9 protein-coding genes are annotated in these 14,903 nt (G+C 56.6%); 3 read left to right on the top strand and 6 right to left on the bottom strand.

Annotated elements, in window-relative coordinates:
* Positions 1-173 precede the first annotated feature (173 nt).
* Positions 174-986: a DUF4105 domain-containing protein gene (locus SFX18_06965; protein MDX1962874.1), complete on the top strand. Its 813-nt coding sequence runs from the start codon at positions 174-176 to the stop codon at positions 984-986.
* Positions 987-1,239: 253 nt separating this feature from the next.
* Entirely contained in the window at positions 1,240-1,896 is a 657-nt protein-coding gene (locus SFX18_06960; protein ID MDX1962873.1) for a DUF1080 domain-containing protein, read from the top strand.
* Position 1,897: 1 nt separating this feature from the next.
* On the opposite strand, the gene SFX18_06955 is transcribed toward SFX18_06960, so the two are convergent.
* Complete coding sequence (locus SFX18_06955; protein MDX1962872.1) at positions 1,898-2,737, bottom strand: purine-nucleoside phosphorylase; 840 nt, start codon at positions 2,735-2,737, stop codon at positions 1,898-1,900.
* Positions 2,738-2,866: 129 nt separating this feature from the next.
* Between SFX18_06955 and SFX18_06950 the strand changes: the two genes are divergently transcribed.
* A complete protein-coding gene (locus SFX18_06950) occupies positions 2,867-3,181 on the top strand; it encodes a DUF971 domain-containing protein (protein ID MDX1962871.1) in 315 nt (104 codons plus the stop codon).
* 124 nt (positions 3,182-3,305) lie between these two features.
* Here the strand turns inward: SFX18_06950 and SFX18_06945 are convergent, their stop codons facing one another.
* The 5 genes from SFX18_06945 to SFX18_06925 form a co-directional block, all read right to left on the bottom strand.
* Complete coding sequence (locus SFX18_06945) at positions 3,306-4,934, bottom strand: M20/M25/M40 family metallo-hydrolase (GenBank protein ID MDX1962870.1); 1,629 nt, start codon at positions 4,932-4,934, stop codon at positions 3,306-3,308.
* A gap of 84 nt (positions 4,935-5,018) precedes the next feature.
* Positions 5,019-11,195, bottom strand: coding sequence for an amino acid adenylation domain-containing protein (locus SFX18_06940; GenBank protein MDX1962869.1), 6,177 nt, complete (start codon positions 11,193-11,195; stop codon positions 5,019-5,021).
* Positions 11,196-11,393: 198 nt separating this feature from the next.
* A complete protein-coding gene (locus SFX18_06935) occupies positions 11,394-12,938 on the bottom strand; it encodes a hypothetical protein (protein MDX1962868.1) in 1,545 nt (514 codons plus the stop codon).
* 126 nt (positions 12,939-13,064) lie between these two features.
* On the bottom strand, positions 13,065-14,408 hold the full coding sequence (locus SFX18_06930) for a glycosyltransferase family 4 protein (GenBank protein ID MDX1962867.1): 1,344 nt from the start codon (positions 14,406-14,408) through the stop codon (positions 13,065-13,067).
* Positions 14,405-14,903, bottom strand: a 499-nt coding sequence (locus SFX18_06925; protein MDX1962866.1) for a hypothetical protein, incomplete at its 5' end; no start/stop codon positions are given. The genes SFX18_06925 and SFX18_06930, both read right to left, overlap by 4 nt.

Here is a 14,903-nt window from a genome sequence, read left to right as displayed (position 1 = left end):
AGCAAGAGTTGGCTTGGAAAAATCGCCACGTTTTGTTATTTATTTGCCGCTGAATCATTATTAAAAAGCTATTCCTGCTTTGGAATGGTTTGTCCCGGTTGGCGGTAAATTTAGTGCAAAGCAGTTTGTTTTATCCCACGGCTAGACCGCGTTCCCAGCCCGCGCCCTGCTACATGGGTCGTGGAATAGTGCTGTGGTTGTGCTATTTCTTAACTGTCTGCGGTTGCAAAGCCCTGGTTCCCAGCAATGAGCGCGCCTGGGTCCCCGCGTTGTCGCAACTGGCCACGGCCGATTTTCAAGGGGACTTGGTCACGGTTCATAATATTCGCAACGCTCGGTTCACGCAGCCGGATGAAAGCCGGATTGAGCTGGAGTATTATGATGCGACGTTTGACCTGCGCAAACTGGATACGGTGGATCTGATCGTGGTGCCCTTCGCCGACCTGCCGGACCTGGCCCATGTGATGGTCAGTTTTGGCTTTGGCGGTGAGCGGTATGTCTGTATTTCGGCGGAAGTGCGGATCGAGGCGACCGAGACCTATGATCCGCTGAAAGCGCTCTTTAACCAGTATGAACTGCAATACGTGGTGGGGGACGAGCGCGATCTGATCAATTTGCGGACGACGGCGCGGCTGGTGGATGTGTATTTGTATCCGACCAAAGCCACTCCCGCACAAGCCCGCAAAATGTTTGAAAATATGCTGCGGCGAGCGAATCAACTGGCCGATGAGCCGGAATTTTATAACACGTTGACCAATAACTGCACCACCAATATTGTCCGACATGTCAATGAGTTGCGCCCGAACCTCATTCGCTATGGGACCGAAACGCTGTTGCCCGCGCATTCGCCGCGACTGGCCTATGATTTGGGCCTGATTGACAATCGTCGTCCCTTTGCCGAAGTCCAGGCTTCCGCCCGGATCAATGAATTGGCGTATCGGCACCGGCATGATGAGGATTTTTCGCAAAAAATTCGCCGACGGTAGCGAAAATTATTCATCTCTTTCCGTACGCTGCCAAAATTTCAGTCAGAATGGTAACCGCTAAACGTCTGGCTTTTTTTTAGGAAACAACGAAATTCTCTCTCGTCAGTTGAGTTCGGCACTATCTCCATAGCGCTTTGCGTGGGAAAAACACTTTGGTAATTCTGTAAAAAATGCTTGCGGGGGATGATTGCAGCGGGCATGATACAGCCAGAGCTTGGTCTGCTTTCCTGGTTTAAATTCAAAGGGTTGATTTATGCGCTCTGTCGCTTTGTTCCTGTGCCTGTGTCTCCTGGCAAGGGGGTCCGCGCTGGTCGTGAACGCCGCCGAACCGGAATGGAAAAGTCTGTTTGACGGCAAAACACTCAAGGACTGGAAGGCTCCGGATTTTGGCGCTCAGGGCGAAGTGGAGGTCAAAGATGGGCAATTGCTGCTCAATTTTGGCAATGGCGCGACGGGGGCGACGTACACGGCGGATTTTCCCAAGGCCAATTATGAAATCGCCCTTTCCGCCATGCGGGTCGAAGGGAACGACTTTTTTTGCGGACTGACTTTTCCCGTCCAGGATAGCCCTTGCACGCTGATCATCGGCGGTTGGGGGGGAAATTTGGTGGGGCTCTCTAGCATCAACGGCTATGATGCGTCAGAGAATGACACATCCAGCCATCAAGAGCTAAAGTCGCAGACCTGGTATAAAATCCGCCTGCGGGTGTTGCCGGAACGGATCACCGCCTGGATCGATGACAAAGAGGTCGTCGACAAAGATATTCGCGGGGCCAAACTGTCCATCCGCAATGAAATGTTCCTTAGCAAGCCCCTGGGCCTGACCAGTTGGAAAACCACCGCCGCGCTTAAAGATATTCGTTACCGCCTGCTGAACGCGGAAGAGCAAAAAGAGGCACAACCAAAGTAAGTCACACCGTATCCACCGAATATCGTTTTAGTACCCCCCTTACGATCTTGGCCAGGTTTGGTCCCGCCTGGCTGGCCGCGGCCACGACATCCGCGCCATCGGTCTGGCAAAGTGCGTTCGGGTTGGCCACGTTGGTTACCGTGGATAGCGCCAGCACCCGCAGCCCTGCATGCACGGCGGTGATCGTCTCGGGCACCGTGGACATTCCCACCACATCCCCCCCGATTAGCCGCAGTAATCGATACTCCGCCGCCGTCTCATAATTCGGTCCCGTCAAGGAGACGTACACCCCGCGGTGCGCGACAAAGTTTTCCCGCCGGGCAATCTCCAACGCCAGCTCGATTAATCCGGGGTCATAAGGCCGACTCATGTCGGGAAACCGCGGGCCTAGGCGATCATCATTCACGCCAAACAGGGGGTTTTGTCCCAGCATCAGATTGATGTGATCCTCGATCAACATGATCTCGCCCGGACAATAGTGGGGGTTCAGTCCGCCGCTGGCGTTGCTAATAATTAATAGGGATATTCCCAGTTCCCGCATGACCCGCACGGGAAGGGTGATCTGTGATTGATCATACCCTTCGTAGGCGTGAAACCGCCCTTCCATCGTTACCACGGGGACCCCCTCGACCGTACCGCACACCAGTTGCCCTTTGTGTCCCATTGCCGTTGAACGAGGAAAATGGGGGATGGTTTCATACGGGATTTCCGCCTCAATGCGCATTTCACTGGTAAAATTTCCCAGACCGGTACCTAAAATGATCCCCGCGGTCGGGCGAGCTGGCCAGGCGGAACGGATAAACTGCGTGGCGGCGGCAATCTGTACGGCAAGCTGCTGCATTGTGATTATTGGGTGAGAAAGCTGCAAGAATTCCAATAAACGTGGTAGAATAACACATGCCCAGCGGATCAACAAGGAAGCCGCCACCACCAGATGGGGCGGTTCGATTAGAATGCACCAAGCCGCCATATGAATAACATACCCCCACCCCCCGCTCCAACACCCCCGTCGGATATCCAGGTTTTGCGCGCGGAACGGCAAATGCGGATTATCTGGGATCAAGCCGCCTGCCGCGAGTATGCCTTTTATGACTTGCGGATTGCCTGCCAATGCGCCGCCTGCGTGGATGAACATACGGGACGGCGGATATTAAATCCCGCTCTGGTTGATCCGCAAATCACAATCCAGGACGCCCAACTCGTGGGCAACTACGCCTTGCGCATCACGTGGTCCGACGGCCACAACACTGGGCTTTATACCTGGGACTTTTTGCGCAAACTGTAGATCATGTGGGCGTTAGCAGGAACGACCACCAGGGAGGGAAAAAGAGTGGCAAAAATCCCGGGGGAAACCCAGCGGCTGGCCTGCTCAACATAAACATGCGTTTTTTACAACGCGCCAGTGACATTTACGGCCAAGCGGTAACTTTTTTCAGCAGGAATTTTCCCGCGCGCTCGATTGTAAACTCTAATTCCGGCTGGTCGAGTTGCTTTTCAAACCAGTCCGAGCCCTCCACGGCCTGGTCATTTACGGCGTAAATTCGATCTCCGGCCTGGATCCCCGCCAGCGCCGCGGGCGAAAAAGGAATGACCCGGTTGATCAATAAGCTTTCCGGTTCCGCGCTATCCACGCGCCAAGTCAGTCCCCAGTGAACGGGATCGCCGACCAGGGTGATTACAACTGTTTGGGGCACGGCGGAGGGGGGGGGAGGGGTATCCGCCTTTGCCGCAGGTTCCTTAGTCGGTACGGGTAAGGGCGTCCACGTCACGGTCACCTCACGCGGCGCGGTAAAAACCTGCCGCAAAAAATCCTCAGTCGAGCTGATCGGCTCGCCGTTCCAGGTGTGCAGCACTCCTCCCGCGGTCAGACCCGCCTGCGCGGCGGGTCCCTTGGGAGCGACCTGGGCGATTGTTAAACCCCGGGAAAAATCACTATTTTCCTTCCAGCTAAGGCCCAGTCGACCCGGGAGCGGTGGCAGCGGGCGTTCCAGTTTAGCCTGCTGCGCGGGGCGTTCTTCGCGGGATTCGGAGCGAAACTCGCTGATTGGCAACTCATTGGCCAATTGCCATACGACCTCGGCCAGGTGTTCAGTGACGCGTTCCATACCTTTATAATTCAGCTTGTCCGTGTCATCGCTGGGGCGGTGGTAATCATCATGCAGGCCGGTATGCAGCATTACCACGGGAATTCCCGCGGCATAAAAGGGGTGATGGTCGCTGTCGGCTTTCATTTCCCAGGTAAAGTCGAGCAGCAGTTCTGCGTCGGCGGCTTGATTGGCCTGGCAGATCAATTTGCGCCAACCACGGGCGGTGCGAGTGCCATAAACTTCGACCCGGTCATCTCGCAGGCGGCCCACCATGTCGATATTGACGCTGGCTTTGAGGGCGCGTAAGGGAATTGTCGGATTAGCCAGCCAATGTTTTGACCCCAGCAAATTGATTTCCTCCCCATCCCAAAAGGCTAGCAAGATGGAGCGTCGCGGGGGCTGGGGAAGTTCCGCCAATCCCTGGACAACCTCCAGCACGCTGGCCACGCCGCTGGCGTTGTCATCGGCCCCGTTATGAATGTAGCCAATGGGGCCGTTGCTATTTTTGCGATTTCCATAGCCCACATGGTCATAATGCGCGCCTAATACCACATATTCGTCGCGCACCTCGGGGTCGGCGCCGGGTAGCACAGCCAGCACATTCCGCATTCCGCCGTCAAACGGCTGATCGTAACGCCCATCCGTTCCCGCGGGCCGCAGTTTGAGGCGCTGGCATTGCTGAATCAAATAGGAACTGGCGGCGCGTCCCCCGGCCGATCCGGCGTCGCGTCCCTCGAGGGCGTCATCCGCCAAAAAGTCAATCACGCCGCGCAACTCATCGGTTGTAATGGATTCACGCAAGAGGGTGCGTGCCTTGGCCACTGTATGCGATGCGTGGCGGGTCGCGGAGGGAGCCGCGGGATCCGCTCCTTGAGCGCAAAATTTTAGATTTTCTCCAGGACAAACAAACCATAACAACAACCAGCCAATGATCACAAGAATTCGTTGCATCCTGCACCAATACAAAAGTGTCGTCCGGCGTTGTGCCTGTTTTGCCGACAACCCTTGGGGGGAAAAAATTTCTAGTTGGCTTACCTATCCTACCGTTAAGGGGACCGCGTCGTGAACGGCAATTTCCGCGCTCTCTTCCGATTCCGGGCAATTGTGCGCGATTGCCAAGATCTCATGCAGCTTTTTGGCCAAGATTTGCAGGTTTTGTCCCTTAAAGAGATTTTCATGCGTGCCGGGAATCCGGTGCGTCGTAACGCCCGCGGGGACTAGATGCTCCCATCCCCAGGCCTGCGGGTCGTCGCCATGGATTCCTTGCCGCCACCCGGCTAGGAGCACCGTCACCGGTCCGTCATAGTGGACGGGGCGATACTTGGTCCAGGCCTCCCAGTGCGCCGCCGCCACATGCCGGCTGGCGGGGGTCAGGTCCATGCATTCCAGCGTATAGTCCAATGAACGCTCGTGAAAACCGTACTTCATCCGCCGCAAAAAGTTTTTTAGCCGTTTGGTAAAATACCGCGCCTTCAGGACCGCCTGGCCGGAAAATAAATAGCGCAGGTGAAACCAGATTCGTTTATGCAGCGGCTCCTCGCGCGCGTCCTCAAAACTGACATCGACCAATGTTAATGAACCTATGGATAAATCCCGCTCGCGTAACTGCTGGGCTAATTCATATGCCACCACTCCCCCAAATGAATATCCCAAAATGTGATACGGTCCCCGCGGCTGCAATCGCCGGATTTGCTCGGCATATTGGGCGGCAATTTGCGGCACCGTCGTCAGGGGGGGGCTTTTGCCGTCGCTTCCCTGGGGTTGTAATCCATAGATTGGCTGCGTATTGCCCATGATTCGCGACAGGGCAAAATAATCAACCAACCCCCCGCCAATTCCGGGCAAAACATACAATGGCGGCAGTTCCCCGCTTTCTTGAATCGGTAGCAGACAGTTCCAGCCAGCAGGAGCGTTCTTGTCCAGAATTAACCGGGTCAAACTGCGGGGAGTGGAACGTGTTAATAGCTCGCTGAGGGATAATTGCACGCCAAATTCCCGCTCTACGGCGGTAAACAGCCTAGCCGCCAACAACGAATCCCCGCCCAAGTCATAAAAATCATCCTCGGGTCGCAGATGGCGCTGTTGAAGCACTTGTCGCCAGACCCGCAACATTCGTCGTTCGTGATAATTCTGGCATTCCGGCGCGGCGCTCTCGCCGGGAAGCTTTGCCGTTAGTAAAGCGGATAGCGCCGCCCGGTCAACTTTGCCATTGGGCGTGAGAGGCAATTGACTGACGCGGGTGATCTGTTGCGGCAGCATGTAGACGGGCAAACGCGTTGCCAGGTCGCTTCTCGCCGCCGCGCAAAAGTCGGCATCCTTTTGGCCTGAATCCCCCTGGCCCGCCACAAATGCGTGCAAAAACAGGTCCCCCGCGCTATCGCGCAAGGCGAGCACTGCGGCCTGATTGATCGCGGGATTTTGTCGTAGGGCGGCCTCGACATCCCCTAATTCGATCCGGTGTCCCCGTATTTTTACCTGATCGTCGCGCCGGCCTTGGAACTGTAACTCGCCCGCATCATTCCAAAAGGCATAATCCCCGGTGCGATAAAGCAAATCTCCGGAATGCGGTTGCAAAGGGTTAGGGAGGAATTTTTCGGCGGTCAACTCGGGCTGGGACAGGTACCCCCGCGCCACGCACGCGCCCCCCAGGAAAAGTTCGCCCGGCACACCCGGGGGAAGCGGTTGCCTGCGCCGGTCCAGCACATAGGCCACGGTGTTGGCGATGGGGCGGCCAATGGGGGGAAGTTCCGGCCAAGTGGCGGGATCGCCCGTTAATTCCGCGGAAGTCACCACATGGCATTCGGTGGGGCCGTAATGATTCCACAATCGACAGCGTGGCAGCAGGGAAAAAAACTCACGCAAGCGGGGGGTGATTTTTAATTGCTCTCCCGCGGTAATGATTTGGGTTAAGTGGGGACAGGCGGAGACGCGCGGAAGTAAAGCCGCCGCCACATATTCTAAAGCGACAAATGGCAAAAACAGCCGCGCTATTTGATGGTCGCAAATCAATCCGGCTAACTGGGCAAAGTCGGACCGTTGGTCCTCTGAAACTGGGACGACCGTCCCCCCCGCGCACCAGGTGCCAAAGATCTCTTGAAAGGAAACATCAAAGCCCAGCGAGGCGAACTGCAGCGTCCGGGCTCCCACGGGCAATTCGGACTCTCCCACTTGCCATAATAACAAGTTGACCAATGCCCGGTGGGGCATGGCCACTCCCTTAGGCTCGCCCGTGGAACCCGAGGTAAACAGCACATAGGCTAGATTTTCGGGTCCGGCGGGACAGGGCAAGTACTCCGGCGTGGGAAGCGGCTCGGTCAATAGTTGGCCCACGTCCAACCAGACGCTTGGTGGCACAAACCGCGCTAAGGGCGAGCGGGAATCCCCCAGCACCAAAAATGGCCGGGCTATGTCCATGATTCGGCTGAGCCGCTCGGGTGGCAGGGCGGGATCCAGCGGCACATAAGCCCCTCCCGCCTGTAAAATGGCCAGAACGCAGATAAGCTGGGCGGGAGATCTTTCGCAGGAGAGTCCCACCAGCGTATCCGGCCGAACCCCGCGCTGTTGCAGCCGCGCGGCCAGGGCCATCGCGCGGGCGTATAGTTCGGCATAAGTAATGTCACATTCCGCGGAGTGGATCGCCGCCACCCGGGCGTGGCGACGGGCCTGATCGGCAAAAAGCTCCAACACATTTGCGCAGGCGGCGGCGGCGGTATTGCGCCAAGCGGGCCGCGGAGTCAGCGCGGATTGTTCCAGAGGGGTCAGCAAGGGCAAATCATGCCACACGGCATGGGGAGCCGCCACCATGTGCCGCAGGATTTGCAGCCACTGACCGCACATGCGCTGAATGCGCGCGGCGGTGAATAAATCATCGCGATATTCCCATACTCCGCTAATGGTGGCCAGGCTTTTTGCACCAGAAGGGTCGGGGATTTGCGAATCGTTGAATACCGTTGCGTCAGCCTGGCGCCGCGTCATCAAGCTGAGCAGCATTTCATATTTGGCGGTCTGGTTATGGATGGGCAATTCACGCAGGCTCCCCCCCGCTAGTTGCCAATAATTCGCGGGATCTTCCTCGAGTACGATCATCGCGGGAAATAGCGGATAGGCATGTGGCAAGTGCGCGCTGCCAAGATTTTTGATGATTGATTCAAAGGGATAATCCTGATTGGCCAAAGCCGCCGCCACGGTTCGCGCATTGCGAACCAGGAGGTCCAGCGCGCTTTCGCCGGTGGAGTGCCTACAGCGCAAGGGGAGCACGTGAATCAAATACCCCCACAAATCTGTCAGGCCGCTGCGCTGTCGACCCGCGCTGGGGGTCCCCAGGCAAAATTCGTCCTGTCCGCTGATCCGGGCCAATAAAATCTGCCAGGCCGTTAGCAGCACCGCGAATAATGAGGTGTTGGTCTGGCGGGCGAGTTGCTCCAGCCCCGCCGTTAAAGGGGCGTCAATGGTAAACCGGTGCGCAGCGCCGGTGTACGCGACCAACGTCGGGCGCGGCGCATCTGTCGGCAAGAGCAGATTTTCCGGTAGGTCGTGGAGGGTCGATTTCCAATATTCGGCCAGGTCGGCTTGCTGGTCAAATTTTGCCGTTTCCCGCTGCCATATCGCATAATCGGCATAGTGCAAGCGGCTAGGTGCGTCGACCAACGTCTGATCCTGGATCAATTCTTGATATAATTGGGACAATTCCCGGCCCAACATTCCCACGGTCCAGCCATCGCAATTGAGATGATGAATATTGATGGAGAGGATATATTCACGGGGAGCCAGCCGATAAACAGCAGCCCGCAGCAGCGGTCCCGCGGCGACATCAAAGCGAGCGCGGGCGTCGGCGGAAATAGCCTCGATAGCGGCTTGACGGGCGTCCGGCAAAGCAGCGGAGGACAAATCCACCAGCGGGATTTGCAAGTCAACTTGGGATAACACCCGCTGCCGCACCTCGTGACCGCCAGTATTGACATAAACCGTTCGTAAAATTTCATGCCGCTGGACAATTTGCGCAAGCGCGGTTTGCCACGCGCTAACCCGCAGTTCCCCGTGAAATTCCCAGGCCAGGGGCACATTGTAGCACGGACTATCCCCCGCCAATTGATCGGCCAGCCAAAGCTGTCGCTGCGGATAACTGACCGGGTAGCTGGGTTGGGACTTTGTCCGCGGCACGATATAGTCCGCGCAACGCGTCTTTGGGCTAGCCTGCGCCGCCTGGCTGGCGGCAATTTTTACCAGATTGTGCAACGTGGCATCAGGCCCCAGCGGCCAGACCGGCGACAAGGTTACGCCCGTGGTTTGTGCCACTTTTAGCACAAGTTCCACCGCGCGTAGTGAATCTCCCCCACAACGCAAAAAGCCCGCATCGTCATCTGTTTGTGACTGGCCCAGCGCTTTGTTCCAAAGGGGGAGCAATTTTTGCCGCCAGACTAACTCTTGCGGGGAATAACGGGGCGCGGCGTCGGGAGCAGTCTGGGTTGTCGCGTCGAATTTGTCGTTTGCCGCCTGTCCGTTAGCAGACAATTCTGGTGTAGGGAGGGCCTGGCGATCAACTTTGCCATTGGCTGTGAGGGGCCAATTGTTGACGAGGACATAACTGGCGGGAAGCATATACGCGGGCAATGTGGTGGCCAACTCCGCCGCCAAGTCGGATTCCGCGATGACCAAACCGCCGTCCTGTGTCCCTAGCGTGGTCCGGGGTTGATAGTAAGCCGCCAAATAAGGGACCGGTCCACGGTCTCGGCGAGCCACCACCACCGCCTCGGCAATCTGCGGATGCCGCCGTAGGGCGGTTTCTATCTCTCCTAATTCGATGCGGTATCCACCGATTTTTACCTGTTGGTCGGCCCGGCCTAAAAACTCAATCGTACCGTCGGGAAAATACCGGCCCAGATCGCCTGTTTTATAAAGTTTGCCGTCGCCCGCATGTTGCAGATGATCCGGGATGAACCGCTCGGCGGTCAAATCAGGCCGCCCGGCGTATCCACGGGCCACGCCTGGCCCACCAATGTGGATTTCGCCGGTGACTCCCGCTGGACACATTTGCCCCGTCCCGTCCAATACGTACATTTGTTGGCCCGGCAAGGCGCGGCCGTAGGGGATGCTGGGGCGGGTCGAATCCACCTGCTCGATGGGATGATAAATGGACCAGATGCTTCCTTCGGTCGCGCCTCCCAGGCTGACCAAACGCGTCCGCGGTTGAATTGCCCGCCAGCGATCGGGTAGCGAGGGAGGAATCCAATCGCCGCTGAGGAGCGCCTCTCGCAAGGTGGCGGTCTGGGCGCGAGAGGCTGCAATATCGCCGCCGCACCAAGTGGCCAGCATTTCAAAGAGCGCGGGGACGGAATTCCACAGGGTGATACGCTGGCTCGCGATTAATTCCAGCCAGTGGCGGGGGTCCCGTTCTTTGCCCGACTCGGGAAAAACCACCCCTCCCCCGGCGGCTAACAGTCCAAAAATATCATAGACCGATAAATCAAAGCTAAAGGACGAGACCGCCAAGACCCGGTCCGCGGCCGTCACGCTTAAAAGCCGATTGATGACCGGTATGGTGGTTTGTGCCATGCCATGTTCAATCTGCACGCCCTTGGGCCGTCCCGTCGATCCCGAGGTAAAGATCACATAGGCAAGTTGGCGGGTGGCGACGCGGGAAGGATGGAAAAGTGCCTGAGTAGCGTGTTCAACTCCGCTAGGGGAATCGTCACCCGCGAGTAATTCCGTCAATGATATCCAGCCGGGAGCGACTGTTTGATTATCATTCGTGCCAGCCGCAGTTGATGTTGAACTATCCAGTGATGGTTTTGCCGTCCAGGGGGCACATTTTTGCCGCAACTCTTCGTCACCTAGGACCAAGGAGGCCTTGGCGTCCTCCAGCATGCCGGTAAGACGCAGTTCTGGATAACTATTGTCCAAGGGAACATAGGCCCCCCCCGCTGCCAAGATACCCAACAGTCCCGCGGTCATGTGCAGGGGATCGCGCGCGCCGATGGCGACGGTTGCTTCCGGAGCCACGCCCCGTGTGCGTAACCGCGCGGCAATAGCCAAGGCCTGGCCCGCTAAACGTCCATAGGTAATTTGACGAGGACCTTGGATCAGGGCCACGCGATTTGGGTGACAGGCGGCCTGCGCAAAAAATCCGCCATGCAATAGCCCTTCTGGGGGAGGGGGTGGTTCGTCCGGCTGGACCACGGACAAATTCGGCGAATAATCAGCTTTCCCGGACATTGAATTACGAATCTGTGAAGCCTGGCACTCCTCGATAGTCGGAGAGCGGCTTCTTTGATAAAGGGAAATGCTCGACCAGATGAATGAAATTTATTGCGTGACCCCGATGGATAGCGGCTTCCATCCGCAAACAGCGCTGGCCAAGTGGTTGGTAACGCCGCCGCGAGATGGGTGCTATGATGAATCCAGATAAACTGGCTAGACGCCGCCACCCACCGGTTCCAGACGTGAATTGATGCCGATATGCGCCAGGGATTTCTCGTCCTGCGGGCGCGGGTTAACTACCTGCGCGGGATCCGGGGGAAGGCGATAGTTGGCCGGTTGTTGGTCGCGGGCATAAGCGGCCAATGCCGCCAAGAAACAGCCCATCACCCCCGCCAATCCCAGGATTAACTTGGTGCGCGGGCTGGAGGGGGTGTAACTAATGTCCGACGGCATAATGTTGATATTGGAAATGCTTTCCTCGGCCAGCGCCTGGTCAATCCGGGCTTGCTCGGCAAAATTTGTGTATCGCCGCAGATTTTCGGTGTTAATCGATAACTCGCGTTCCAAGTCGGATAAATCAACTTCGTGCGAATTTAGTTTGGCCAATTGCGCCCGGACCTGGCCCAGTTGTTCCGCCAGCATTTGCACCTTGGCGGCCACGCCGTCCCGTTGTGCCTGCTGGGCGAGTTGCTGGACTTCCAGTTGTTGAAATGACTCATTCAAACCGCGGGTAATTTGCGGTTCATTTTTTTCGCTGGCCAGTTGTTTTTGTGCCTGTGAAATTTGCTCCCGGATTTGCACGATCTGGACGTTATCCGGGTCCAATTTTGACAACAGTTCTTTTTCCCGCAATTGCAAGGCGTACAATTGTTGCCGCATTCCCTCGACCGCTGATTGCGGCGAACCCGAAACTTCGGCCAATACCACGGTAGGCTCCATTTCGGCTAGTATTTTTTCGCGGCTCTGGATTTCCCGCTCTAATGTCGCCATGGTGGCCTGGGCCTGGTGGTATTCTGTTTCTAACCCGCCAATCCTTTCCAGTAATATTTCCCGTTCTTTGGCAAACAGGGACATGCTTCGCGCATTTTTAAAGTCGCGTAGTTTTTCTTGAATGACGTCCACCTTGCCGCTAAAATCGCGCACTTGCTGATCAAAAAATTCCAGCGATCCCTCAGTCCGGTTGACTTCCATGTGCTTGCGCTGACCAAGGTTGAGTATCGTGGAGAGTATCTTTTGGGCGATGATGGGATCCTTGGCCGTGTAAGCCACATGCACCACATTGGATTTTTTGACGATGCTGACTTCGAGATTTTCAATCAGCGTGCGGATGGCTTCGTCCCGTAAATTATATACCGGCTTGAGATAAAACTGCGCGGCAGGATCGCCGGGGGTGGCGTTGACCACGGTTTCTCCCCCATCCTCTAAAATTTCATGCAGATCCGGATAAGCATCAACCACTTGCGCCAGCAAAAATCGGCTAATTAATAATTCATTGATGGAGTTGATTTCCGTCTCGCGGGTCTCGGTGATATTGGCCACCTTGCCGGTGGTGACCGTGGGATCCAGCGAGATCGTCTCGCGACCCAGTCGAATATACAAATCCGCCGTGGCGGTATATTTTTTCTTGATAAAATACAACCCTGTCGCGGTCGCCAATAATATTCCGCCCAAGATGGCCACAAATAACAACTTTTGCCGCCAGATTGATCCCAGCAAGGCCCACGGTGTCAGGGATTGGGTGAGCGTTGGAGCAGCCATAATATCACGTAAAAAGTCAAAAGGTGTTTAACCCGTACAATCAGTTTAATCAGGGTAAAATGCGGAAGTAAGTCATGAAGCGGCGGAAAACCCCGTAATCAGGGATTTTTGTCGTTTTTTCCAGGCTTAGCCGGTAAAAAGGGCCTCTTCCGGCACCTCCCCGCCCGGCGTGCGGATCGGGGTGTTGCGCGGATTCATTATCTCCCCTGCTTCCCCGGGGCTAGCCCATTCATCTTTTCTGGCTTGCAAAATTTGCTGGTAATAACTCTCTAGCCGCGCCCCATGCAGTTTTAGCGAGGGAGGATTTGCCCAAAAGCGGTCGTACGCCAGTCGACCGGCGGCCGCGACCGTATGGCCAGAGTCCAGACCGCGCAACTTGGCCTGCAAATCCTCTAAATTGCCGCTCTTAAACCACCAGCCCGTTTCATTGTCAGCGACAAACTCGCGGGCGGCGCAGGCATCCGACACGACCGTGGGGACTCCTTGCGCGGCGGCTTCCAGTACGACCAGGCCCTGGGTCTCGTACCAGACACTGGGAAAGACCAACGCCCGTGCCATACGCAAACGTTGCTGCACCGCCTCGGTTGGTAACTGACCCGTTAACTTGGCCGCCGGATAGATCCGGGCGATCTCATCCGCCAAGGGGCCCGTGCCAATAAATGTTACCGGCAAATTGAGGTTTGCCGCCGCTTGGGCCAATAAAAGCGGCGCCTTTTCAGGAACCAAGCGGCCAATAAAGAGCAACTCGGCATTTTGTGCGGGCTGGCTGGAGGGGCCGGGAGGAACCAAAATGGGATTGGGGATTTGCGTGAATTGCGCGTCCGCCGGCAGATGCGGGCGCAAAATATCCAAACTGAGATTGGATAAATACACAAAGTGACGCAACCTTGTTGGTATTTTACCCCGCCACTGCTGCACCATTTGGCGGAGCAGCCGAAAGGCCTTATGGGAGATACCCCGGGCGTCACAATTGGTCGTCAGGCATTTCCAACCCAACGGCTCAAGCGTACAAATTTCTTGCCTGGGAAAATTATAAAATCCGCCATTGGGACAAGCTAAAAAATAATCATGCAGGGTTACCACGAGTGACAGGCGGGCATTCAATGCCGCTGCCAGGGGGCTACTGGATAATGCATGGGTCCAGGAATGCGCATGCACGATTGTTTCGGCTGGATCCAGCCGCTCAAAGAGCGCTGTGGCATGTCGGGCGGCGGTACGATTCCACAACCCCTGGCCGAGCGCGGTGGAGACGCCCCCGCTTAGCAAATCCGGCTGATCCAAACATTCCAGCAAGAATCTTCCACCAGAGGGACTTTCTCCAGGGGGCATGATCGTGGGATCCACGGGTCCCGCCGCGCAAAAGCCCAGCACCTCGTGCCCGCGTTCCACTAGTTCGCGGGCGCTGGCCCAGGCGACACGTTCGGCCCCTCCTTTTTCGTAGCCATAATCGGCGATTAGGATGATTTTCATCGAGCCTCCGCGAATGTACGGGGGGCTAGCCAGTCCTCGACGGAAATGCCGCTGAGTTCGGCAAACAGCTCCAGGTCCGGGGCAAAATAATCTTGCAGCCGGGCGCGCAATTCCGACGATAGCGGCTGTCGCGGCGCGGGCTGGTTGATCATCCAATTTTTAAGATTCTTGAGCGGTTGGGTCCAGGGAGAGCGACCCAGTCGTACCATCCATCTGGCGGGTCCTCGGAGCCAGGCGGGGGGATTGATGAAAAACCGCGCAAGAGTTGGATTGCGGCGGCGGAGGGCTTCATTATGTTTGGGAAAATCGACGCGGCCATCATCGGGAAGATCCAAAAAGCCCAGCACCTGGCGATAAACAGTGCCCGGATCGGAGGCAAAGTCCTCAAATTTTAAAAGTAGCAGTTGCTCGCGGGGAAAGTAACGCAGGCACCGTGCTAGCTGAGTGCCGTATTTGGCGATCTCGGCGTATTGCAGCAACTTTGGCTCGCGACAA

It is taken from the genome of Pirellulales bacterium, from assembly GCA_033762255.1.
In the GTDB taxonomy this organism is placed as follows: domain Bacteria; phylum Planctomycetota; class Planctomycetia; order Pirellulales; family JALHPA01; genus JANRLT01.
Note: the sequence above shows the minus strand (reverse complement) of the source record. Positions and strands in the feature narration are given on the sequence as shown.

What these genes read in the sequence shown, in the direction of transcription:
- SFX18_06955 (MDX1962872.1), bottom strand. Translation starts at nt 2,737, where the DNA reads ATGCAGCAGCTTGCCGTACAGATTGCCGCCGCCACGCAGTTTATCCGT.
- SFX18_06940 (MDX1962869.1), bottom strand. Translation starts at nt 11,195, where the DNA reads ATGTCCGGGAAAGCTGATTATTCGCCGAATTTGTCCGTGGTCCAGCCG.
- SFX18_06965 (MDX1962874.1), top strand. Translation starts at nt 174, where the DNA reads ATGGGTCGTGGAATAGTGCTGTGGTTGTGCTATTTCTTAACTGTCTGC.
- SFX18_06960 (MDX1962873.1), top strand. Translation starts at nt 1,240, where the DNA reads ATGCGCTCTGTCGCTTTGTTCCTGTGCCTGTGTCTCCTGGCAAGGGGG.
- SFX18_06945 (MDX1962870.1), bottom strand. Translation starts at nt 4,934, where the DNA reads ATGCAACGAATTCTTGTGATCATTGGCTGGTTGTTGTTATGGTTTGTT.
- SFX18_06935 (MDX1962868.1), bottom strand. Translation starts at nt 12,938, where the DNA reads ATGGCTGCTCCAACGCTCACCCAATCCCTGACACCGTGGGCCTTGCTG.
- SFX18_06950 (MDX1962871.1), top strand. Translation starts at nt 2,867, where the DNA reads ATGAATAACATACCCCCACCCCCCGCTCCAACACCCCCGTCGGATATC.
- SFX18_06930 (MDX1962867.1), bottom strand. Translation starts at nt 14,408, where the DNA reads ATGAAAATCATCCTAATCGCCGATTATGGCTACGAAAAAGGAGGGGCC.